The following is a 23,861-nucleotide window of genomic DNA, read 5'->3' as shown; positions in this document are numbered from 1 at the left end:
GCACCTGCCTTTATAAAACATGAGAACATCTATGAGTTTCAACAAACTTGGGCTTTCTGCCCCCATCCTAAAAGCCATTGAAGATCAAGGCTATACTGAGCCATCTGCAATACAAGCTCAGGCCATACCCGCTATTCTTGATGGCCAAGATGTGATGGCCGCAGCCCAAACGGGCACAGGCAAAACCGCTGGTTTTACCTTACCCTTACTTGAAATTCTTAGTAAAGGCGAACACGCGCAAAGTAATCAAGTGCGTGCCTTAGTACTCACACCAACGCGTGAATTGGCCGCTCAAGTAGCAGAAAGCGTCAAAAACTACGGACAACATTTAGGCCTAAAATCGACCGTGGTGTTTGGCGGTGTAAAAATCAACCCACAAATGATGGCGCTACGCCGTGGTGCCGACATTTTGATCGCCACCCCAGGTCGTATGATGGATTTATACAACCAAAAAGCCGTACGTTTCGATAAGCTCGAAATTCTCGTACTCGACGAAGCCGACCGTATGTTGGACATGGGCTTTATCCATGACATCAAAAAAATCTTAGCAATCCTACCGAAAAAGCGTCAGAACCTATTGTTCTCTGCGACTTTTTCTCCAGAAATTCGCCAGTTAGCCAAAGGTTTAGTCAACAACCCAATCGAGATTTCCGTTACACCACGTAATGCAACAGCGGTGTCTGTTGAACAGTGGCTACATCCTGTCGACAAGAAACGCAAAACTGAGTTGTTAATTCAACTTATCGCTGACGGCCGTTGGGATCAGGCCTTGGTCTTTTCTCGCACCAAACACGGTGCCAACAAGATCACCAAACAATTAGAAGACGCAGGCATTCGTGCCAGCGCCATTCACGGCAATAAAAGCCAAGGCGCACGTACTCGCGCCCTATCAGACTTTAAAGAAGGCCGCATTCGCATTCTAGTCGCCACCGACATTGCCGCACGCGGATTGGACATTGAACAGCTGCCTCACGTAGTCAACTTTGACCTACCCGATGTGGCAGAAGATTACGTGCACCGTATTGGCCGTACGGGCCGCGCGGGCGCAACAGGTAAAGCCATTTCCTTGGTTGCCGCTGACGAACTAGATCAATTACGCGCGATTGAACGCCTGACTCAAAAGCTCATTGAGCGTCGCTACGAAGATGACTTCATGCCAACACACATGTTGCCAGATACCACACTCGATACGCGCCCCATTAAACCTAACCGCCCCAAAAGCCCAAAAGCCCCACGTGATCAGCACGGTGGCGCAAGACAGGGCAATGGCGCGAAACAAGGCAGCAATCCAGCAAAACAAGGCAATGCGCCTAAATCTGGCAACCGTCGTCCAACCGACAGAACAAAAACACCACAGGCCGAAATGACACCGGGCCAAGGTCTGCGTAGCAAGCCACTTGCACCGGCTCGCCGTAACCGCAAGCCCAGCAATAATAGCTAATCAATCGAAAGTGCATTATTGAAACAGGCTTGGTTATCGTTATAGAGACACAAAAAAACCACCGCTCGGGTGGTTTTTTTGTGTCTTATCACTTGAACTAACTGTTCTTTAGTTCTAGCTCTTGTTCTTCATCACGAGCAAACACAGCCGCATCAGAATGGCCTAACCACTTAGACGTAATACTGCCCGCCGTCATCGAACCATTCACGTTCACCGCGGTACGACCCATATCGATCAAAGGCTCGATCGAAATTAACAAACCCGCTAAGGCAACCGGCATGTCTAAGGCTGACAATACGATCAAGGCCGCAAAGGTCGCCCCACCACCAATACCTGCAATACCAAATGAACTAATGGTAACAATCGCAATCAGTGAAATAATGAAGCTTGGATCCAGCGGGTTAATTCCCACCGTTGGGGCAATCATCACCGCGAGCATCGCCGGATACAAACCGGCGCAGCCATTCTGGCCCATGGTGGCACCAAACGACGCCGAGAAATTCGACTCACCTTCGCCATTACCAAGGCGTTTTACCTGAGCATCAATATTCAGCGGAATCGTGCCAGCGCTTGAACGGGACGTAAAAGCGAACAACAAGACAGGCAACACTTTCTTAAAATAGCGCAGCGGTGAAATACCGTTAAACGCCAGCAAACACAAATGCATCACCAAAATCAGCGCCAAACCCACATAAGACGCCACAACAAAGTTCAGCAAGGTCAAAATATCAGACACATTCGATCCTGCCACGACCTTGGTCATCAGCGCCAAAATACCGTAAGGCGTCAAACTGAGCACCATGCGAACCAAGGTTCTAACAAGCGATTGAGCCACATCCACAAAACGCTCAAAGCTAGCACCCAATTCCGGCTCTTTACGAGCAACGGTAACACCCGCTATCCCCACAAAAGCCGCAAAAATCACCACGGCAATGGTCGACGTCGGACGGCTGCCGGCTAAATCAGCAAAAGGGTTACCGGGGAAGAAAGAGGTAATCATGTCAGCAAAAGACACACTGGCCAATCCATCTAAACTCGTCTCCAATGCGGCTCCACGGGCCATTTCACGAGCGCCCTGTACAATACCTTCCGCAGACAAACCAAATAAATTACTCACAAACACACCGATCAAGGCAGACACCGCCGTCGTTGCCAGCAAAATACCAATGATAGAACCCGACATCTTACCCAAAGAACCCGTGTCTTTTACTTTCACAATGGCGCCAATAATCGACACCAAAATCAACGGCATAATGATCATCTTCAGCAAGCTGACATAACCATAGCCAACAATATTGACGTACTCTAACGTCTCATTGGCTTCCGCACTGCCAACACCGTAGATAAACTGCAACGCCGCACCAAACGCCACACCTAAGCCCAAACCGGCAAACACCTGAGTGGACAATGTCTTTTTCGCTTTTTGCAGCTTGAACAACAAAGCAATTAACAAAGCGAAAACCGCTAAGTTAAGAATGGGATACAACATGGAAGAGAACCTTAAAAAAATAACCAATAGAACACCGACACCTGTCACCTGCCCCCTTAAAAAAGGAAGACTAAAGAAAGGAAAGCGAGAAACAGGAAGGCCGATACATTGCCGCCATGATAACAAGATGCTGACCAAATGGATAAGACGGAAAAATCATTAACTTATATAAGAAAAACGAATAAGGAAAAAACTTGAACGCATTATGACCCCATCACAGGCCGCAAATTCTTACTTATTAATTTGCATAATTGCACAAACTCAACTTGTATTAAAGAGCAGCAACATCCCATTAAAATCCGCATTCACAACTAATCACAAGGAAGTCAATGGTGAGCCAAAACCAACGAATATCCAAGCGCTTCTCAATCAAAATCCTTGTTGCCAATATGTTCCTGATGGCAATTGTGATTACCGCGGGCATTGCCATTTCGCTGCACTACAACGCCAGTAAAAAAATGGCAGTCAACCATATGCTATCCAGCATGAGCCTACTGTCTGATCATATGAAAGACAGTGTTTACACCCTAGAAAACGATGCAAGACAAACCGTCGAGCTACTAGCAGAACTCATCAATAGCGATTTATCAGGCGCCAGTATTGAACGCAAAAGCAGCTTACTGGCTCAATTCCTCATAAAACGCCCTGAACTCTACAGCCTTTATCTTGGCGACAAACAGGAAGACTTTTTTCAGATCATCAACCTAGATTCCGCAAAAGACACAAGACAGCAAATGAATGCGCGAGAGGATGACCGTTGGGCCGTCATCGACATTTCAGGCCAAGGAGAAAAACGCTTACGGCACAGCTATTATTATTCCGCCACCTTTCGTCTGAATCACCAACACGCTGAAAGCAGTAATTTCTTTCCTACCGAGCGGCCATGGTTTGCAGCATCAATGAAAAATAACCTTTATAAAACCGTGCCTTATTTTTTTCAGCACTTACAAATACCAGGACAAACCTACGCTCAACGCATCCGCAACACAGAGCAGGTAATTGGTTTAGATATACTGCTATCCTCCCTATCTGATCAACTTTCTTTGTCTTCATCAAAACGCATAAACGGCCAAGAGCAGACTATTTTGATGAATCAAGAGGGTAAAATCATTGCTTCAAACATGATTCTCTATGACTCAGACCGCTCGACACTTCTTCCATCGGTAGAAGGTTATTTTGGCATACCGCCAAAAAAATTAATCGACATTGCCAATAACCCAAACGCACAACAACCCGTATTGATCGAACAAGAAAACGCTCACCGAGACTATGTTTTTATCGCCGCCATCGGCAATGACATACTGAATCAGCAATATCTCGCCATGATTCTGCCAGAAGACGCACTGTTTCAACAGGCAACCAAAGAAGCCCTTCATTCTGCCTTACTAAGCGCGTTAGTCATGACCATTTTATTGCCGATCATCTGGCTTTTCAGCGCACCCATCGTACGCCCCATTCGACAATTACAGCGAGAAACAGAAAAAATAAAACAACGCCAATTTGACGATGTTTCATTCACTGATTCTCACATCAAAGAGATCTGGCAACTCTCCAACGCCTTTGTCACCATGTCACAAGACATTAAACAGCACGAAGTCATCCAGAAAGAATTCATGGAGGCACTGATCCGCCTTATCGCCACCGCCATAGATGACAAATCAGCCCATACCGGCGGCCATTGCTACCGCGTGCCAGAGCTCGGATTAATGCTGTCCGATGCCTTAGAAAAAGCCCAAACAGGGCCTTATAAAGACTTCCAATTCGCCAATGACAATGAACGACTCGAGTTTCGCATTGCGGCTTGGCTGCACGATTGCGGCAAAATCACCATGCCGGAGCACATCATAGACAAAGGCTCCAAACTCGAATGCCTCTATAATCGGATTCATGAAATCCGTACTCGCTTTGAAGTCTTATGGCGCGATGCCGAAATTGATTACTTACATGCAATACACACACAACAGCAAGACCCCGCCACCGCCTTAGCCACATGGCAAAAACGCCAAACCACCTTACAAGAACAATTTGCTTTTATCGCCAAAGCCAACCTTGGCAGCGAATTCATGAGTGAAGAAGACCAACAAAAAGTCAGAGACATTGGCGCCCAAAAATGGACACGACACTTTAACAATCGTTTAGGCTTATCGCCCGCAGAAGAAACAATGCGCATCCAACAAGCCCAAGCGGGCCATCTAACCAACGAAGAAACCGCACCGCAAGGCGTCACAGAAAGCCTATTATCAGACAAAGCCGAGCACATCATTCCGCGTTTCAAAGAAATGACATTTAATCCATCTTTAGGCATCAAAATGGACATACCAAAACACCAATATAACCAAGGTGAAATCTACAACCTCACCATACAAAAAGGCACACTGACCAAAGAAGACAGATTTAAAATCAACGAACACATCATCAGCACCATCACCATGCTCGAAAGCCTGCCCTTTCCACCCGAGCTAAAACGGGTACCACATTACGCCTCAACCCATCATGAAAGAATGGACGGACAAGGCTACCCACGCAAACTCAATGCCGAACAACTTAGCATTCCCGACAGAGTACTGATGATCGCCGATGTATTCGAAGCCCTCACCGCCTCCGATCGCCCCTACAAAACAGCCAAACCCGTCAGCGTCGCTATCGACATCATGTACGGCATGTGCCAAGAAGGACACCTTGACCTACCACTGTTCCGTTTCTTTCTAGAAAGCGGTATCTACTTACAATACGCCGAAAAATTTCTACCCAAAAGCCAAATTGATGAAGTGAATATCAAACGCTATTTGACAGATTAAGCAACATCAATTGCACTAAAGCACGGAGCACGGAGTATAAAACGAAAGTACAGACAATAAAAAAGCCCCGACACGTCAGTTTTCACTAACCTATCGAGGCTTATTCTATATGGTGGGCCTGCCCAGACTTGAACTGGGGACCTGCCGATTATGAGTCGGATGCTCTAACCAACTGAGCTACAGGCCCTAAAAGCGTTGCAGATTATAGCGGCATGCTTACCGCTTGCCAAGAAGCGTATGCCATTTATGTGTAATAAATCTTCGAAAGTGGTTGATTATCAGGCTGTTTTTCAACCAATCACGCTACCAATCCCTTACACTGCGGCCTTCTTCTGGTCGTGTTGTTTGGTTTTCAATATGAATTAAACTCGCTCAAAAGCCTGCTGTATATCGGTAAAGGTGACTTTTGTTTGAATCGCTTCTAGGGCAATAAAATGCAGCAGTTCTTCACGAGTCGTGCAGGCGTCTGGCAGGATACTAACTTGGTAAGAAGCCGCTGAGTCTGAAATCGCAGTATGAGTGACACAGTTTTGCGTCATCATGCCGCAGATCGCCAAACGATCGACTTCTAGCGCTTCTAACACTTGCGTTAGGTTAGTGTTTTGGAAGGCATCAGCGTGTTGCTTGATCACAATAGGCGCATCTGGTGCGGCGTCTAGAATCGCTTGGTGAAGCTTCACCCCTTCGCTACCTTCTATAAAAATGGGCGATTCGCCAGCGGCCACATGTTGCACCAGTACCACAGCAGCGTTTTGCTCTTTCGCGGCGCGAATGGCGTTAAGCGTCTCTTTTAAGGTTTTTTCTGTGTTCCATAAAGGAAAGTTTCCATTGTCAAAATAGTCATTTTGTACATCGATCACTAATAATGCGGTGCGGCTCATGGTTGGCTCCTAGTCTGTTGTTTGCAAATACCTTGTATCAAGAACCCCAGCATCGCAAAAGTACAGGTTCCATTACAGTGTCAGATTTGACATATTAGAGGCCTAAAATGACAAACAGGTTATTGCCTTGAAACATTATCAAATCGCAGTTATCGCTTATCCCCATTGCCTCTTGTCGGCTGTATATGGTTTTGCAGAGACGTTCGAGCTTGCCAATGAAGCCTGCGCAGAAACTGGTTTAGACGTTCGTATCACGACTCACATTTTACGTGAAGCCGACCTGTTAAAAGACCAAGACCCCCAACCTCTTTATCACGCGGTGTTATTGCCCCCGAGTTTAGAAAAAGCCAGTTACAGTGAGAAAACCTCCAGCATCAATGATTTTTTAATCCAACAACATCAGCAAGGCGCCATGCTTTGCAGCGCCTGCGCTGGCGCATTTTTTCTCGCTTATACAGGTCTGACAGATAAACGCGTCATGACGACCCATTGGGCGCTGGAAGGCTTGTTCAAAGAGCGTTTTCCCAATCAACCGATGGACACGTCAAAGATATTGATCAACCAAGGGGATGTGATTAGCGCTGGCGGCATGATGTCTTGGATGGATTTGGCGTTAGAGTTGGTGCAAAGCCTGACCAATGCCCATATCGTTCGTCAGCTGGGCAAAATATTGGTGATTGATACTGGCAAACGAGAGCAACGCTATTACCAGCAATTTCAACCGAATTTAGACCACGGCGATGCGGCTATTCTGGCGGTTCAGCATTATTTACAAGGCCATTTTGCCGAACTGCAAAGAAATGAAAGCATGGCAGCGCGAGCCAAGTTGACGCCAAGAACTTTTTTAAGGCGTTTTGCAAAATGCACAGGGCTAAATCCCAATGAATATATACAGCGCCTTCGCATTCAAATGGCGTGCAATGCCTTAGAACAAACAACACTGCCGTTCGAAAGCATCGCTCTACAAATAGGTTATGAAGATGTCGGAAGTTGTCGCAAGGCGTTCCAGAAGATCATGGGGTTAACGCCCAGTGCTTTTCGTCAACGTTTTGTGTCGGTCAATCCACAATAAAAAGCGTCGCACCTTCGGTAGTAGAAGAGCGATGAGGTTCAGCGTCATCCGCGACTTGGTAACTCATGCCAGCCGACAAAACAAAGGTACGGCCGTCTTTTAAAACCGTTTTTAGTTCGCCACTCATACAAAAAAGAATGTGGCCTTTAGTACACCAATGATCGGCCAAATACCCTGCTGAGTAGGTTACGATTCGAACACGAATATCGCCAAATTGTTTGGTCTGCCAGTAGGCAAAGCCACTCTCACCTTTGTGGGTGGTTTTTTCCACGCTTTGCCAATCGGTCACGCCAAAGGGTAAATCGGTAATCTTCATAAAAACGCCTTAAAGTCCTTCTAGACAACAAATGCCGCTCATTTGAACGGCGAACATAAGTAATAGTAGGCGTTAGCAGAAGACGTTGGTCAAGCACTATATTAAGGTGTTCGAACACTATATGAGAGGTTTACGCTATCTCTATTTGATAACAAAATGTTTCAGCAGCACCATGGGAAATCCGATATTCCAAGGGCGTTTTGTCATAGCCATAAGCCACTCGTTCAATCACCGCAGCAGGGCTGTTGTCAGCAATGTTTAGCGCTTTTGCAATGCGCGTATTTGCTGACTGAATGGTTAGGGTTTCCTTCGCTGAGGCAATAAGCTGACCGCACTCTTGCTCATAAAACGGATAGAGCAAGTTACCAAATTCGGCTAAGTCTAACGCTATAAGGCGTGAGAAAAGTGATGCTGGTAACCAAATTTCTTCTGTTAACACCACTCGATCTTCCAAATATCGCAAGCGTTCAAGGCAAATGGCCTTGCTACGCTCATCAATATTTAATGCTTGCGCTGCGGCCTTAGATGGCTGTTTCATGGTTTTCGACAACAGCTGGCTTTTCGGCATGACAAAGCGCCCATCCGAAGACATCTGTCGAAAAAAGCGCAATAAAGACGCGTTAAAATCAGGACGACGCACAAAAGTGCCTCGACCTTGGCTACGGTAAAGCAAGCCATCATTCACTAGGGTATCCACCGCTTTGCGAATCGTGCCAATCGCCACGCCATAGTTTTTGGTTAATTCACTTTCTGTCGGAATGGGCGTATCCGGCAGCCAAATTCCCGTGCTGATGTTCTCCAGCAGTTCATCACGTACCTGCTGATACAACGGCAAACGTTGATCTCGCCCGTGCTTGAAAAAAGTCATTGTCGTCTCTTGTTAGTAAACTTTTGTTAGCCGCATTCTAATACTCGAACGTAAAGGCGTCTATGATTGTTGACTTATTAATCATATAAACATATATTCATATATATGAATTACAAAAAATTACATCAACCTTTCTCTTTGAATAATAAAAAATGACAAAACACGCTTCGCAGACAACCTCTTCAACATTGACCATAACTGGCATCGACACCCATGCGCACCTATTTCGTACCGACCTTCCTATGGCCGAGCAGCGTCGATATGCGCCGGAGTACAATGCAGTGGCTAAAGATTTTTTAACCCAATTAGCAGACCACAATATGTCCCATGGCGTATTGGTTCAGCCTAGTTTTTTGGGCACTGACAACTGTTTTATGCTGACGGCATTGCGCGAACACCCGCAAAAATTAAAAGGCATTGCCGTCGTCGATCCAAGTATTAGCGATGCAGAATTGGACGAATTAGATGCGGCAGGTGTGGTTGGCATACGTCTCAACCTAATTAAAAAGCCATTAGAGAATTACACCTCGCCGCTTTGGCAGGCCTTTTTTAGTCAATTGGCAGCACGTAAATGGGTGGTGGAGATCCAGCGAGAAATCGACGATTTGGCCAGCTTTTTACCGGCTATTTTAGAATCAGGCGTCGAGATTATTGTCGATCACTTTGGGCGCACCTTAAATGGCATTGAAGCATCCAATCCAGCCCACCGAGATTTCTTAGACTTATTAAGCAGTGGCGCCCCAGTGTGGACAAAAGTATCTGCCGCTTACCGCTGTGAGGCGAATCTTGAGCAAGCACAAGCCATGTTAGCCACCTTGCGCTCTGCCTACGGTCATTCTGACCTTCTATTATGGGGAAGCGATTGGCCACACACGCAATTTGAATCACAAACCGACTACCCAAGCCAATTCGCCTTCATGCAGGCGTTACTACCCAACTTGAATGAACGCAATAAAGTACTGATAAGCAATCCAAGCAAGCTGTTTAAATTTTAACACCCAATAAGAAAAGCAAAAAGGAAAGCATCACCATGAGTCTACTTGTTGTTGGAGCCATCTTACTCTCCATCATTCTCGGCTATAAAACGCGCATTAATATTGGTCTTTTTGCCATTGCTTTTGCCTATTTAATTGGCAGTTTTGCGCTTGAACTAAGCCCGAACGACATCATAAAAATGTGGCCGCTGAAGATTTTCTTTATCATCTTCTCAGTGTCTTTGTTTTACAGTTTTGCCATCATCAATGGCACCTTGGAGAAACTGGCCGAGCATCTCATGTATCGCTGCCGACACTTTCCACATCTGTTGCCTTACGCTATTTATATCACCACCACGATTATTTCAGCCTTGGGTGCAGGCTACTACACGGTATTAGCCTTTATGGCGCCTATTACCTTATTACTTTGCCAACGTACGGGTATGAGCATGGTGATTGGTTCTATGTCCGTGGGTTATGGCGCGCTCACTGGCGCAAACTTTATGTCTAGTCAGAGCGGTATTATCTTCCGTGGCATTATGACCAACGCAGGCGTGACGGAAAACCAAGCCTTTATCAACTCTATCGGCATTTTTCTAAGCACGGCGATTATTCCTTTTATCGTCATTACCGGGCTTATTTTCTTTACCAAACACCGCAACACGATTGCCAAAGGTGGCTTTCAAATAGAGGCACCGACCCCCTTTAATAAAGAGCAACGCCAAACGTTAACACTCACACTTATTATGATGGGCTTAGTATTGCTTGCCCCCATCACTCACATTCTGTTGCCAGACAATGACACCGTTAGCTTTATCAACTCGAAAATGGACATTGGATTAATTGCCAGTGTGTTCTCTGTTATCGCATTGTTATTAAAATTAGGCGACGAACGCAAAGCCATTGCCTCTGTGCCTTGGTCGACACTTATTATGATTTGTGGTGTGGGTATGTTGATCTCGGTTGCCATAAAAGCTGGCACCATTGACGACCTTGCCTCTTGGATTGGCACCTCTATCCCAGCGGCTTTCGTGCCCGTTGTGTTTGGTATTGTGGCGGCGTTTATGTCCCTATTTGCCAGTACCTTGGGCGTGGTGACACCCGCACTTTTCCCCATTGTTCCGTCTATTGCACAAAGCTTGTCACTGGACCCGATGATGTTGTTCATCTGTATCGTTGTCGGCGCGCAAGCCACCGCTATTTCGCCTTTTTCCTCTGGCGGAAGTTTAATGCTGGGAGCCTGTCCAACAGAAGAGAGTCGAAACAAACTTTTTCCTCAACTGCTGTTCCGTGCCGCGCCTTTGGGCTTTGCTGCCGCCTTGTTATTTAATTTGCTAATCACTTTTGTGCTTTAGCGCACCTTAAACCTCTTTGGGCGTAGGCATCGCTAAGGTGCCGCGCCTTTTTTTATTGGAGATACCTGCATGACCCTTTCCCTGCGCACTCGCCTATTGAGTGTCAGTGTTCTCGCGGTCGTCATCACGACGGCTTACCTCATCACAGAAACCACGTTGTCACTCACTCAGCAAATGCGCGACTCCTTGTTAAAAGACGTGCGCCACTTTGCCAGCGCCTACGGCGACAATACCAGCGAGTGGTTAAGCAGTCGCAAAGTGATTGCCGCTTCTCTTGCCAACACCTTAGAACGCGCCCCAGAACAATCCCCTTACATTGCCATCAAACAAGCATTTGACAGCGGCCAGTTTGCGCTGACTTATTACGGCAACAATGACGGAAAAATGTATCGCCAAGACCCAGCAATAGACGCCAAACGCCCTGACTATGATCCACGTGAACAAGACTGGTATCGAGATGCCATGAGCAAAGGCAAAGCCAGCATACTTGGGCCAAATCTCAGCTCTACCACCAAAGATTTGGTCATTATTCTGACTAATCCCGTTAACCGAAACGGACAAACGTTTGGCATGGTCGGTGCCAATCTCAGCCTTGATCAGCTCTCTAAGCAAGTAGCCGAACTTAGTGTGCCAGGATCCGGTTCTGCCATGATGGTGGCATCCAATAACGATATTATTGCCCACGCCGACAAAGACATGGTGATGAAAAAAGCCGAGTCTATCTCCGCTATTTTTGCGCCTAGATTACTGTCTAACTTAGTCAAAGAAGACAAACTGATAGAAGAAGAGCTAAACGGCAAAGAAATTTTCGCCTACGCTCAAGCCATTCCAGACACCGATTGGTCCTTAGTCTTCACCATGGACAAAAGCGAATTAATGGCACCAGTTTATAAAGTATTGGTTCGTCAAATGGTCACCGCCTTGCTTCTGTTAGCCGGTTTTATTTGCTTTTTATACTGGTTATTCAAAGTGCTCTTTAGTGACTTAAATCGCGTCTCCAAAGCCTTACAGGATATTTCCAAAGGCAAAGGCGATTTACGTGCCCGTATTGAAGTAAAACGTGATGACGAGATTGGCGCGTTGGCGCAAGGCTTTAACGACTTTGTTGGTCACATGCACGGTGTGGTTGAACGCCTAAAAGTACTTTCTAAAGACGTGGCAGACGAAGCGCAAAAAGTATCGAACTCTTCTACTCAAAGCGCCTCTCGTGTGGCGACCCAGCAACTAGAAATCGACATGGTAGCTTCCGCCGTGACCGAAATGGCCGCAGCAACCCACGAGATCGCGGGCAACGCAGAGCAAACGGCCAAAGCCGCTGGACACTCAGTTGAACTTGGCAACAAGGGCAGCACCCAAGTGCAAAAAAGCCGAAAATCAACCTATGAACTGGCTAACGAAGTAAGCCTTGCCACGGAGCAGATTTCCGCTTTGGATCATCACGCTCAGCAAATCAGCGGCATTCTCTCAACCATTACCGGCATCGCAGAACAAACCAACTTACTCGCATTGAACGCCGCCATTGAAGCCGCCCGCGCGGGTGAACATGGTCGAGGTTTTGCCGTGGTTGCCGACGAAGTTCGAACCCTGTCCCAGCGCACGCATTCTTCTACCGAAGAAATTCAAAAAATGATTGAGCTGTTACAAGAGCAAACCTCGAAAGCCGTTACCTCGATGCAAAACAGCAGCGCCAAAGCACAAACCAGCGTGGCCGATGCGGATGCAGCGACAGAAAGCCTAGAAGAAATTGCCAATGCCATCATCAGCATTTCAGACATGGCGACACAAATCGCTACCGCCGCAGAAGAGCAAACCGCCGTCACCAACGAAATTAGCCAAAACAGCGAAACCATTCGCCAAGTAGCCGCCGATCTAGCCGATGAAAGCAAAACCGGTGTCGAACAATCAAAACGACTCAGCCAACTTGCCAAACAAGTAGACACAGTAGTCGACCAGTTCCAGATCTAAGCATTCAATCACCCTCTCTTCAAAGGGCTAAGCACCCAAATCCCCTCCCCTTTCTTCAAGGGCTAAGCACCCAAATCCCCTCCCTTTTCTTCAAGGGGAGGGCTAGGGAGGGGTTGGTATTTATTTCAAATCATCAACATTGGTCAGCACCCACGCACTATTGTGCTGGGTAAAGCCAATTTTAGGGTAATAATCTACCGCCTGCGGCGCGGATAATAAAATCAAAGAACACTTGGGCTGTAAGGCTTGCTTGGTCATGCAAATCAAAGTTTTGCCTATGCCCGATGCCTGCACAGACTCATCCACCGCCAAGTCTGATAAATAACAGCAAAAAGCAAAATCCGTCACCGAACGCGCCACCCCCACCAAATGATCGCCCTGCCAAGCGGTAATCAATAAATTGGCATGTTTCAGCATGGCCTCAATGGTATCAAACTGATCAATAGGACGACGCGTGCCCAACGTGGTTTTCGCCAGCAATTCAATAAATTGCTTAGCCGTAATGGCCTGATTCACCTTATAAACGATAGGGCGTGATAACTCGATGGATTGCTCAATAGACATTAGGACACCTTTGCCGATGCGATAAAAAGACAGCATAAAGTAATTCATATGTGGATAAATACACAAATGCTTATCTAAAGTTAAACCCAAACAAAGCCCCCCTCAAATCCGTAAAGCCAGTATTAAAAAATCACCACTAGAAAGGTGTTGTGGTTGAATTAGCCGGACACTTCAATAAAGGATAATATCCAATTATTGAGGTGTAAAATGACTAAACGTACTAACAAACAATATCCAAACGATTTTAAGCAAGAAGCGGTGGCGCTGGTGATTGAGCAAGGTTACTCCGTTGTTGAGGCTGCCGCTTCACTGAATATCACTGACAAGCTACTTTATAACTGGGTAGCGAAGTTTAAACAACAAGATGAAGATTCAGAGTTGTCGAAGGATGAGCGGGCTGAACTCGTTCAGCTCAGAAAAGACAATAAGCGCTTGCTGATGGAGCGCGAAATATTAAAAAAGGCTTCAGCGTTTTTCGCAAAAGAAATGAAATAAAATATTCATTTCTCAAAAGTTTAGGTAAGCAGTACCCAGTTGCCATATCGTGTAAAGTGATGCGCGTTAGCAAATCTGCATACTATGCTTGGCGAAAACGTCCCGCGATAATTATCAGTGCACAAACACTGAATTTACATCGTAGGGCGAAGGCGCTTTTTGAAGATAGTCGAGGCAGTCTGGGTAGCCGAGAGCTTGCGAAAAAGCTTCGCAAAGAAGACTTTGATGTTAGCCGGCATCGTGTCATTGGCTTGATGAAACGATTGGGGTTAGTCGTTAAGCAGCGTATCGCTTACAAAGTCACCACAAAGCGCAAAGACAGTGATGCTGTAGCGGATAATTTATTGAACATGAATTTTAACCCGTTAGGCCCAAACCAGGTGTGGGCTGGGGATGTGTCATATTTAAAAACAGGCGAAGGCTGGCTATACCTTGCTATTGTAATGGATTTATTTGGTCGTCGCATAGTGGGTTGGCACACGTCAAAACGTATGACGACAGACTTAATTGAGCATGCATTTTTAAAAGCACATCGCTTACGACAGCCGCCAAAGGGCTTAGTGTTTCATAGCGACAGAGGCTCGCAATACACGAGTAAACACTTTAGAAGCCTATTAAAACGGCTTGATTGCCGCTCTAGCATGGGTGACGTCGGTGCGTGTTGGGATAATGCCGTGGTTGAAAGGTTCTTCGGCAGTTTAAAACATGATTGGTTGTTCAAGGTAGCACAACCAACAAGAGAGCATATGAAGCAAGATGTTGCGGCGTATGTGAAATATTACAATCTGGAGCGATTACATTCGTCGAATGGCGACCAATCACCCATTGAGTATGAAAACTCCTTTAGGAAAGTGTCCGGTTGGACTTGACCAGAACAAGGTATGCGCGAAATGACATACAGGGATACGTCATTTGACGTATAAGACGATTTTATTCCCTCCCCTTTTCTTCGAACTGTCCCTTCCCCTTATCACTTCCAAGAGGAAGGTTAGGATGGGGTTGCTCTTTGGTTTAAGTGTTGGGGTCAGATCAAGAAACTAGAAATACAATGTCACATGATGACAATGAGCATCAGTCAATAAAGCATCACATGATTCACCAAAATGATTAGTTTTTGATCTGACCCCAAACTCCGGGATACGTCATTTGACGTATAAGACGATTTTATTCCCTCCCCTTTTCTTCGAACTGTCCCTTCCCCTTATCACTTCCAAGGGGAAGGTTAGGATGGGGTTGCTCTTTGGTTTAAGTGTTGGGGTCAGATCAAGAAACTAGAAATACAATGTCACATGATGACAATGAGCATCAGTCAATAAAGCATCACATGATTCACCAAAATGATTAGTTTTTGATCTGACCCCAAACTCCGCTCCTTTACCTGTGAATACGATCAGTCGCTTTTCAATTGCTCTATCAATTCCATCGCTGCCGTTTTGTTTTTGGTTCGGTCTGGGTAGATTAAGTAGTAAGCTTTTTTTAGAGGAAGTGTTATTGGGCTGAGTGTGACGAGTTGCCCTGTTTTCAGTGCATTTTGGATGAAGAGCCCTTGGCCGAGTAGTAGGCCTTTGCCTTGTATGGCGGCGTCGATAGCCATGCTAGAGAGGTTGAATTGTGGGCCTTTGTTGGGCTTTAGGTTGTGGTAACCGGCGGCGCTTAGCCAGTCTTGCCAGTTGGGTAGATATGGGTTCTCGTCGCCCCAGTCGATATGGATCATTGGTTTTTCAAGTAAGGTATCTAAATCTCCCTGCGCTATTCCGTTCACTAATGATGGGCTGGCGACTAGGTGTACTTCGTCTTGGAATAGAAAATCGTGGTTGAGTGATTTGTCTTGTTTACCAAAGCTGATGCTTGCATCACAGCGGCTCAAGTTGAAGTCGATAGCTGCATGGCTGGCTTCCACTCGTATTTCGAGGTCTGGGTGTTGTTCCATGATGTGCAGGACTTTGGGCATTAACCATAAGCTAGCAACCGAGGGCAATGTGTGTAGCGTAAAAATCATTTGCTGCTTTAATTGGTCTAAACTGGCTTGCCCATGCTGCAAACTTTCAATCGCTTGGTTGGCAAAGTAGAGATATTGCTGACCGGCTTGCGTCAGCTCTACGCCCATTTTTGAGCGTTCAAACAGCGTTGCGTCTAGGTGAGATTCTAGCTGTTTTATTTGTTGGCTGACGGCCGCAGGCGTGATGCACATGGCTTTTGCCGTTTTCGCAAAGTTACCTGTGTGGGCGGCGTTTATAAACGTGATTAAGCTGTTTAGATTAGGCAGTTTTAACATAATGCTCTCAAGATGATACTTTTCAACACTGTTCCTTCCAACAAAAAGCGTCATCCTATGGTTCAATTTTAATAGGTTTTATCATTAAGTAAAAATTAACAATGTGTGTACAAAATATTGCTTTAACTGTGTTGCTAACGTCATTAATCTGAACGCTATCATCATTGGCAATATAAGAGATCAAAACCTAAGGGGCAACTCTCATGTCATTATCAAATATCATTAATACAACTACTTACCCTATTGAAAATAGTGATTTTAGAGCAAATTGCAAAAAAACTTTAGCAAAAAACGGTGCTTTGGTCTTGCCTGATTTTCTCAACCATAAGGCGGTTCAGGCCATTATTGAAGAAGGCGAGGCGAAGAAGGATCTCGCGTGGTATACCAAGTCCACTCATAACGTTTACTTAACGCATGTCGATCCACATTTCGACGCAGATCATGCGAGAAATAAGCAGGTCATTTCGTCTAAGGGCTGTATCACTGACGACCAAATTGATAGTAAATCGCCATTACGACAGATTTATGATTCGGCTTTATTTCGAGTCTTTCTTGCCAGTGTGTTAGACGAAGAAGCGCTGTACAACTACGCCGATAATCTTTCCTCTATCAATTTACATTACGCCAGCAAGGGACAAGAACTAGGTTGGCATTTCGATAACTCGTCGTTTGCTATTACTTTGTTAATTCAAAAGCCTGAGGGCGGCGGTGTGTTTGAATACATTGAAAACATGCGTGATGCCGATGCTGGCGAGATGAATTATAGCGGTGTCAGTGAGGTTCTCGCAGGCCAGAAAAAGGTCAAAGAATTGGCAATCGAACCCGGCGCTTTGGTGCTTTTCCGTGGTCGAAATGCTATTCATCGAGTTACGCCGACACAAGGCGATACCACGCGTATGTTGGCGGTTCTCGCCTATAACTCACAACCTGGCATAGCTCTATCTGAAGCAGCAAGTAAGACCTTTTATGGGCGAGTAAATTAAACACTTCAAAGCACTCTCATCATAACTTTGGCATCGTCCCCATAACTCTCACTCGCTTGCTGATTCATAACTTCGACAAAACCGTGCTTTTTCCAAAATGGCACTGAGTCTTGTACGGAAACCAATAAGGCGCGTTGGAAACCAGATGAAGTAGCGCTCTCCAGTAAATATTTCACCATTTGAGAGCCTACTCCCCTTCCCGCCGCGCGTTTTGAGATCGCTAGGTCATGTAAAAACAATATCGCGCCATGGCTGTCTTCCGGTAGGGTTTGGTATAACTTTGGCGGTGTTTCGCTGTGCCAAGCATGAGCCAATAAATACCCCAGTATGTCCTTATCTTCTATGTCGTTCTTATCGTCTAAATCGTTCTTATTTTCTAAATAGACGAAGCAACAATCCGGCGATTGCTGCCATTTGCTTTGCAGTACGACTAAGCTTTCTGGCTCGATTTCGGAATACGCGTCAGCTTGTATTTTGAGTATGTCAGGCCACATGGTTTGGATAATTGATTGTATTGGTGACTGTATTGGTGACTGTATTGGCATTTTTAAAAACCGCCTATTTACTTGCCTTGTTATCACTTGACCTAACATCCTAAGCATCACACGTTTAGTAGTAGGTGCTCTCGCTCCCAGGAGCTAATGACTCGGTTGAAGGTTTCAAATTCGCTGCGTTTTACCCCCATGAAGGCTTTGACAAAATGCTCGCCCATGATGTCGCAAAGCGGTTGGCATTCCTCTAGCAAGCGCAAACCTTCTTCCAAGGTTCGTGCGATTTCTACTTCTTCCGAAGGGGGCGTTTTGCCTTCCACCGGTTCGGTAGGCTGTAACTTCTGTTTAATACCAAGATAACCACAAGCCAAGGTCGCGGCAATCGCCAAGTACGGGTTGCAATCGGCACCGGGGAAACGGTTTTCAATGCGCGTTCCTTCCGGTGCCGAGAACGGAATTCGCAATCCGGCGGTGCGGTTGTCAAAGCCCCATTGCATGTTGATTGGCGCGGCCATATCCGGCGAAAAGCGACGATAAGAGTTCACGTTAGGCGCAAAAAAACTGATGGCGTTCGGCGTGTATTTCTGCAGTCCGCCTAGGTAGTGATAAAACAATTCACTCGGGCTGCCATTGTTGTCAAATAGGTTTTTTCCGGTTTTGCTGTCCACCAAACTTTGGTGAATATGCATGGCGCTGCCCGGTTCATGCTGCATGGGTTTGGCCATAAAAGTCGCGTACATGCCGTGCTTCATGGCGGCTTCTCGCAAGGTACGTTTGAAGACAAACACCTGATCGGCCAAGTCCAGCGGATCCCCGTGAATAAAGTTGATTTCCATCTGCGCCGCACCAGACTCATGGATCAAGGTGTCCACGTCCAAGCCTTGTGCTTCGCAGTAACTATAAAGGGTATCGATCACCGGATTGAACTCGTTCACCGCGTCGATGCTATAAGAACGGCGCGAGGTTTCTCGTTTACCTGAACGCCCTACCGCTGGCTTTAATTCATAATCTGGATCGGTGTTGGGATCAATCAGGTAAAATTCCACCTCTGGTGCAATCACCGGGGTGATGCCTTCTTTGGCAAACAACGCAAGAATGTTGCGCAAAATCGTCCGGCTGGCAAGGGGGTGCAGTTGACCGCTTTTATCGTAACAATCGTTGATGATTTGCGCTGTTGGTTCATCTGCCCATGGCACTAATCGAAAAGTATTCGGATCGGGATGAAGCTCCATATCACGGTCACTGGCATCCACCAGCTCATAGTGGTTGTCTGCCCAATCACCCGTGACACTTTGTACTAATATGGTTTCTGGGATGCGACCAAACAACTCGGCCAAAAACTTATAAGTTGGGTAAAACTTGCCTCGGGCATTGCCCGTCATGTCGGCCAGTGTGGACTCAATTTCAGTAATAGAATGTTCTTTCAAAAACGCTTCAAACTCTGTCATAACTCACCTTATTCCATCTACGCCATTATGATACTGGATAACCCACGGTCGTTTTACCCCGCCTTTACGCCCAACCATGACGGCCCACGCCAGCCATATGCTGCTGACTCACATCGTTATGTTATCGCTGAAACCTGTTTGCTTAGCAAGCACCTAGAGCCTACTTATTGTTAAAAAAGTTGCTGATAAATAAAGACATTGGCATAAAATATAACAACCTTAATGGCGTCACGGAAAAATGCGTCTTTCGCCCAGAAAATCCCCGCTTTCTTTGCTATCTTTTACTAGGGTGATGCGAGACCTTTTCACGATGTAGCGAGCAAAGGCAAGACGAGGCAAAAATAGACGAGAAAGCGGAGTCTATGGGTTATAAATGAGCATTTTGAGTTTATTTTTAACAAAGTATTGGCGAGCATAGCTGTCGTGAAAGGTCTCGATTATTGATTGCATTCAACCATTCTCTTGGTATAGTCGGCGCAAATAATGATCAACTAGGATCATTATCACGCTTTCATTAAAATACTGCCCGCTCAATAAGGACACTGCATGTTAAAGCAAACCCTGATTCCCGTTTGGAGTCTGCTGATTGGTATCGCCATTTTAACCATGGCCAGTGCCTTACAAAGCTCATTGATCGGTATTCGTGCCTCGATCGAAGAGTTTAATACCACGGCAACGGGTCTGATCATGTCTGCCTACTATCTTGGCTTTATCCTTGGTTCACTTTTAGTGCCGAACTGGGTCAAGAATGTGGGGCACATCCGCGTATTCGCTGCAGTGGCGTCTTTGGCTTCGGTGACGATTTTGCTGCAATCCGTTGTGGTTGATCCATGGTTTTGGATGCTAATGAGGATGGGGACGGGCTTGTGTTACGCCGGTTTATTTATTGTCACAGAAAGTTGGCTGAATGATATTGCCACTAATAAAACCCGTGGCCGCTTGTTCTCTATTTATATTATCGAAATATGGGCGAGCCAGACCATTAGTCAGCTTTTACTCAACCTATCCTCGCCAAGCGGCTATGGCTTATTTATTTTAACGTCAGTGCTGATTTCGTTGGCCGTAGTGCCACTTTTATTGATAAGAACACCGTCGCCGACCATTAATGTGCCAGAAAAACTCAACATAATGGGGCTGATTAAAACCGCACCATTGGGGGTAACTGGCGTCACCATTGCTGGCGCCACGTCGGGCGCTATTCTTGGCTTGGGGGCCTTATACGCAAAAAGTATCGGCATGAACATCGCGGAGATCTCGCTCTTTATTGGTGCCAGCTACGTGGGCGGCATGTTGCTGCAGTGGCCTATTGGTAAACTGTCGGACCGCCAAGACCGCCGTGTCACTATTTTGTGGGTGGGCATAGTCGGTGCCATTGCCGCCTTCATCGTGCCATTAGGCGTGGGGCTTGGCAGTCAGGTATTAATGATATTCGGCATGTTTTCTGTCGGGGCGTTTACCTTCCCTATGTACTCGCTGGCGTCATCGCATATTAACGACCAGTTACGCCCAGAACAAATTTTATCTGCCAGTAGCGGCATGATACTGCTAAACGGTGTGGGCGGCATGATAGGACCTTTAGCGGCCGCCGCCTTGATGGATGTGATTCGCATTGACGCGCTTTTCTGGTTTGTGGCGCTCCTGAACATCAGCGTCGCCGTCGTGGCTCTGTACCGCATCAAACATCAGCCAGCGATGATCATTGAAGATCAAGGGGATCAGATTCCAGTCGCCTTGACGGTATCGTCTGTCGCAACGGCTGAGATGTTGGTCGAAGCAGACTCCTCAACCCATCCAGAAGAAAAAAGTCACGAAGTGGAAATCAAACTGTAAGCGCTTTGCTATCCCTATCGCTATCCCTATCAGCCAGCCAGCCAGCCAGCCAGCCACACAATGCTTGTTCCATTAAGACAAGGGTTGTGTGGCTATTTTCAACGCTATAGACCAAATCAAGATCGCATTAATACGATTAAACCAGCGCCAAAAGGCGGCTTTTTCTAACCATCTTGCACAAAATTTGCCCACCAGCGCCAAAGACAAAAACCACAGCACAGACGCGCACACGCCACCCAACACAAACTGCCATTTCGCGTCTTGCCATTGGTTCGATAAGCTGCCCATCAAAATCATCGTATCCAAATAAAAATGCGGATTCAACCAAGTCACCGCGAACCCCATTAGCACCAATGGCCAGAGCGCAAGCCGCTGACTGTATTGCTCCAGAATCAAATGCTCTTGTTGGAAAGACGCGCGCCATTTCCCCAGCGCAAACCACACCAGAAAAGCCACACCGCCCCAGCGCGATGCCGACAAAAGCCAATCATGACTTTGCAGAATCAACCCCAAACCAAAGGCCCCAAGCGCAATAGAAATAGCGTCGCTCAAGATAAACAACAGGGCAATGGGAAAGGCATAATGCCGTTTTAATGCTTGTTCTAATAAAAAACTGTTCTGCGCGCCAACCGCGACAATTAAACCGCCGCCCGTAATCGCACCACTCAAAAATGCCAACATAACGTTATCCTACCGCCTATATCCGAACGATTTCCTCAACATGGCTTGATCTTACGCAAGGCAGGCATTAAATTAAAATTAATTAAACTAAAGTTATATTAGAAAAAATAATGATGGATTATAAAGCCCTGACTAGCCTCCACGCGGTCCTAAAATTCCAAAGCTTCGACAAAGCCGCAGAATATCTTCACCTCACACAGTCTGCCGTGTCACAAAATATCAAGCGCTTAGAACAAGAATGCGGACGACCCTTGCTAATTCGCGCCAGACCCGTGATTGCCACACCACTTGGCGAACAACTGCTGGCACATTTCAATAAAGTCACCATGCTCGAAGAAGGCTTACAAGAAGCCATTCAAGGCAATCAAGCCACACAGCCCATCAGCATTGCGGTCAATAATGATGTCCTGGCGACCTGGTTTACCGAGGTGGTCAGTCAGTTTTCTGCGACCGATAAAACCAAGCTGCATATAAAAGCCGCTGACCAAGCCAAAACACGCGCCTTGCTGCAAACGGGCGAAGTGGTGGCTTGTATTAGTCAAATTGGTACACCAGTGGCGGGTGGGGATTCTGTTTTTCTTGGCAATATGTATTACGAACTGGTTGCCACGCCGAGCTTTATCGAAACGCATTTAAAAGGTGACCTCAGTGCAGAAACCGTTTTAAAATCGCCGTCGTTAATTTATGACGAACACGATGAACTCTGGGTGCGTTATCAAAACGAGTGTTTAAACGTCACAACCGACATTAGCCACAGCCATTGGTATCCTTCTTCCCATGGCTTTGTGGAGCTGGTGATGGGTGGCACGGTCTGTGCTTTAATTCCTAGTATTCAAATTAAACAGAAAATAAAAAGCAAGAAACTGGTATCCTTGCTACCAAACAGGCGACTGGCCTTGCCACTTTATTGGCATTGGTACAAACTTAATTCAGCTGTATTAGATCGGTTAACCAAGGTGATATTAACGGTCACAAAAGATGCTCTATAATCAAGACTTCTATTGAGACAGGCAGGCTGCACGTACTGCTGGAGCGTTATTACCGTTGGACAGCCATTATTTGGGCCGCCATTTTACCCAACCATTTTAAGGAAAAATTATGATTCGCAAATGTCTATTCCCTGTTGCTGGCTATGGCACACGTTTTTTGCCCGCCACCAAATCCATGCCAAAAGAAATGCTTCCGATCGTCAACAAACCTTTGGTTCAATATGGCGTAGAAGAGGCTGTCAAAGCGGGGCTAGACAATGTCACTTTTGTGACTGGCCGTGGTAAACGTGCCATTGCGGACCATTTCGACATCAGCTACGAGCTAGAGCACCAAATCGCTGGCACCAATAAAGAACAATACCTAAGCGAAATCCGTTACCTTATCGACAACGTCAACTTCTCTTTTACTCGTCAAAACAACATGCTAGGTCTTGGCCATGCGATATTAACGGGCGAACCACTGATCGGCGACGAAGCCTTTGGCGTGGTGCTAGCAGACGACCTTTGCTTTGGTGAAGACGACGGCGTGATGGCGCAAATGGTCAAACTCTATAATCAATTCCGTTGCACCATTGTTGCCATCGAAGAAGTGCCAGAAGACGAAGTACACAAATACGGCGTGATCCAAGGCGAATCCATGATGGAAGGCCTATATCGAGTGACCGACATGGTGGAAAAGCCATCTAAAGAAGAAGCGCCTTCAAATCTTGCCATCATTGGTCGCTACATACTCACAGCCGATATTTTTGACAAGATCCGCAACACGCCACCAGGCCGTAACGGCGAAGTGCAAATCACCGACGCCATCTTGCAACAAGCAAAAGAAGGCTGCGTATTAGCCTATAAATTCAAAGGCAAACGCTTTGACTGTGGCAGCGTAGACGGCTTTGTTGAAGCCACCAACTACTGCTACAAAAACATCTACAAAGATCCGACTGAAGCCTAA

Annotated in this window: 20 protein-coding genes and 1 tRNA gene; 11 read left to right on the top strand and 10 right to left on the bottom strand. The window is 46.3% G+C overall.

Annotated elements, in window-relative coordinates; all coding sequences use genetic code 11:
* Window positions 1-31 precede the first annotated feature (31 nt).
* Window positions 32-1,441: a DEAD/DEAH box helicase gene (locus J8N69_RS11040; protein WP_168824698.1), complete on the top strand. Its 1,410-nt coding sequence runs from the start codon at window positions 32-34 to the stop codon at window positions 1,439-1,441.
* Window positions 1,442-1,538: 97 nt separating this feature from the next.
* On the opposite strand, the gene J8N69_RS11035 is transcribed toward J8N69_RS11040, so the two are convergent.
* Window positions 1,539-2,930, bottom strand: coding sequence for an L-cystine transporter (locus tag J8N69_RS11035; protein ID WP_168824700.1), 1,392 nt, complete (start codon window positions 2,928-2,930; stop codon window positions 1,539-1,541).
* A gap of 329 nt (window positions 2,931-3,259) precedes the next feature.
* Between J8N69_RS11035 and J8N69_RS11030 the strand changes: the two genes are divergently transcribed.
* The gene (locus tag J8N69_RS11030; RefSeq protein ID WP_227803875.1) at window positions 3,260-5,728 is read left to right on the top strand and encodes an HD domain-containing phosphohydrolase; all 2,469 of its coding nucleotides are present in this window, start codon (window positions 3,260-3,262) and stop codon (window positions 5,726-5,728) included.
* Between the two features lie 110 nt (window positions 5,729-5,838).
* Here the strand turns inward: J8N69_RS11030 and J8N69_RS11025 are convergent.
* Together J8N69_RS11025 and J8N69_RS11020 are read right to left on the bottom strand one after the other, a co-directional pair.
* Window positions 5,839-5,915: transfer RNA gene (locus tag J8N69_RS11025), tRNA-Ile, on the bottom strand.
* Between the two features lie 175 nt (window positions 5,916-6,090).
* Complete coding sequence (locus tag J8N69_RS11020) at window positions 6,091-6,609, bottom strand: isochorismatase family protein (protein WP_168824704.1); 519 nt, start codon at window positions 6,607-6,609, stop codon at window positions 6,091-6,093.
* A 127-nt stretch (window positions 6,610-6,736) separates the two neighbouring features.
* Between J8N69_RS11020 and J8N69_RS11015 the strand changes: the two genes are divergently transcribed.
* Window positions 6,737-7,681, top strand: coding sequence for a GlxA family transcriptional regulator (locus J8N69_RS11015; protein ID WP_168824706.1), 945 nt, complete (start codon window positions 6,737-6,739; stop codon window positions 7,679-7,681).
* Here the strand turns inward: J8N69_RS11015 and J8N69_RS11010 are convergent.
* Together J8N69_RS11010 and J8N69_RS11005 are read right to left on the bottom strand one after the other, a co-directional pair.
* Entirely contained in the window at window positions 7,668-7,997 is a 330-nt protein-coding gene (locus J8N69_RS11010) for a DHCW motif cupin fold protein (RefSeq protein ID WP_168824708.1), read from the bottom strand. The genes J8N69_RS11015 and J8N69_RS11010 overlap by 14 nt on opposite strands.
* Window positions 7,998-8,127: 130 nt before the next feature.
* On the bottom strand, window positions 8,128-8,865 hold the full coding sequence (locus tag J8N69_RS11005; RefSeq protein ID WP_168824710.1) for a GntR family transcriptional regulator: 738 nt from the start codon (window positions 8,863-8,865) through the stop codon (window positions 8,128-8,130).
* A gap of 152 nt (window positions 8,866-9,017) precedes the next feature.
* On the opposite strand from J8N69_RS11005, the gene J8N69_RS11000 reads away from it, so the two are divergent.
* The 3 genes from J8N69_RS11000 (at window position 9,018) to J8N69_RS10990 (ending at window position 13,159) form a co-directional block, all read left to right on the top strand.
* Complete coding sequence (locus J8N69_RS11000; protein ID WP_168824712.1) at window positions 9,018-9,860, top strand: amidohydrolase family protein; 843 nt, start codon at window positions 9,018-9,020, stop codon at window positions 9,858-9,860.
* A gap of 35 nt (window positions 9,861-9,895) precedes the next feature.
* Window positions 9,896-11,194 carry an SLC13 family permease gene (locus tag J8N69_RS10995; RefSeq protein WP_168824714.1) on the top strand — a complete coding sequence of 433 codons (1,299 nt, stop codon included), beginning with the start codon at window positions 9,896-9,898 and terminating at the stop codon, window positions 11,192-11,194.
* Window positions 11,195-11,263: 69 nt separating this feature from the next.
* Entirely contained in the window at window positions 11,264-13,159 is a 1,896-nt protein-coding gene (locus J8N69_RS10990) for a methyl-accepting chemotaxis protein (RefSeq protein ID WP_168824716.1), read from the top strand.
* A 120-nt stretch (window positions 13,160-13,279) separates the two neighbouring features.
* On the opposite strand, the gene J8N69_RS10985 is transcribed toward J8N69_RS10990, so the two are convergent.
* Window positions 13,280-13,723, bottom strand: a complete 444-nt coding sequence (locus J8N69_RS10985) for a GNAT family N-acetyltransferase (protein ID WP_168824717.1) — start codon at window positions 13,721-13,723, stop codon at window positions 13,280-13,282.
* 207 nt (window positions 13,724-13,930) lie between these two features.
* On the opposite strand from J8N69_RS10985, the gene J8N69_RS10980 reads away from it, so the two are divergent.
* Window positions 13,931-15,087 (top strand): IS3 family transposase gene (locus tag J8N69_RS10980; protein ID WP_168827682.1). Its coding sequence is split into 2 segments (ribosomal slippage): window positions 13,931-14,201 and window positions 14,201-15,087, totalling 1,158 coding nucleotides; the frame shifts between segments, so codons are not numbered across the junction.
* A 521-nt stretch (window positions 15,088-15,608) separates the two neighbouring features.
* On the opposite strand, the gene J8N69_RS10975 is transcribed toward J8N69_RS10980, so the two are convergent.
* A complete protein-coding gene (locus J8N69_RS10975) occupies window positions 15,609-16,493 on the bottom strand; it encodes a LysR substrate-binding domain-containing protein (protein WP_168827561.1) in 885 nt (294 codons plus the stop codon).
* Between the two features lie 203 nt (window positions 16,494-16,696).
* Here J8N69_RS10975 and J8N69_RS10970 point away from each other — a divergent pair, with 203 nt between their 5' ends.
* On the top strand, window positions 16,697-17,476 hold the full coding sequence (locus tag J8N69_RS10970) for a HalD/BesD family halogenase (protein ID WP_168827559.1): 780 nt from the start codon (window positions 16,697-16,699) through the stop codon (window positions 17,474-17,476).
* 5 nt (window positions 17,477-17,481) lie between these two features.
* Here the strand turns inward: J8N69_RS10970 and J8N69_RS10965 are convergent, their stop codons facing one another.
* Complete coding sequence (locus J8N69_RS10965) at window positions 17,482-18,021, bottom strand: GNAT family N-acetyltransferase (protein ID WP_168827557.1); 540 nt, start codon at window positions 18,019-18,021, stop codon at window positions 17,482-17,484.
* A 56-nt stretch (window positions 18,022-18,077) separates the two neighbouring features.
* Window positions 18,078-19,415 (bottom strand): glutamine synthetase family protein, encoded by a 1,338-nt coding sequence (locus J8N69_RS10960; protein WP_168827556.1) that lies wholly within the window; start codon window positions 19,413-19,415, stop codon window positions 18,078-18,080.
* Window positions 19,416-19,961: 546 nt separating this feature from the next.
* On the opposite strand from J8N69_RS10960, the gene J8N69_RS10955 reads away from it, so the two are divergent.
* Window positions 19,962-21,245 carry an MFS transporter gene (locus tag J8N69_RS10955; protein WP_168827554.1) on the top strand — a complete coding sequence of 428 codons (1,284 nt, stop codon included), beginning with the start codon at window positions 19,962-19,964 and terminating at the stop codon, window positions 21,243-21,245.
* 72 nt (window positions 21,246-21,317) lie between these two features.
* Here the strand turns inward: J8N69_RS10955 and J8N69_RS10950 are convergent, their stop codons facing one another.
* Entirely contained in the window at window positions 21,318-21,926 is a 609-nt protein-coding gene (locus J8N69_RS10950) for a LysE/ArgO family amino acid transporter (RefSeq protein ID WP_168827552.1), read from the bottom strand.
* Between the two features lie 110 nt (window positions 21,927-22,036).
* On the opposite strand from J8N69_RS10950, the gene J8N69_RS10945 reads away from it, so the two are divergent.
* Together J8N69_RS10945 and galU are read left to right on the top strand one after the other, a co-directional pair.
* Entirely contained in the window at window positions 22,037-22,915 is an 879-nt protein-coding gene (locus J8N69_RS10945; RefSeq protein WP_168827550.1) for an ArgP/LysG family DNA-binding transcriptional regulator, read from the top strand.
* A gap of 109 nt (window positions 22,916-23,024) precedes the next feature.
* The gene (gene galU / locus J8N69_RS10940; protein WP_168827548.1) at window positions 23,025-23,861 is read left to right on the top strand and encodes a UTP--glucose-1-phosphate uridylyltransferase GalU; all 837 of its coding nucleotides are present in this window, start codon (window positions 23,025-23,027) and stop codon (window positions 23,859-23,861) included.

This window comes from Marinomonas profundi (assembly GCF_020694005.1).
In the GTDB taxonomy this organism is placed as follows: domain Bacteria; phylum Pseudomonadota; class Gammaproteobacteria; order Pseudomonadales; family Marinomonadaceae; genus Marinomonas; species Marinomonas profundi.
Note: the sequence above shows the minus strand (reverse complement) of the source record. Positions and strands in the feature narration are given on the sequence as shown.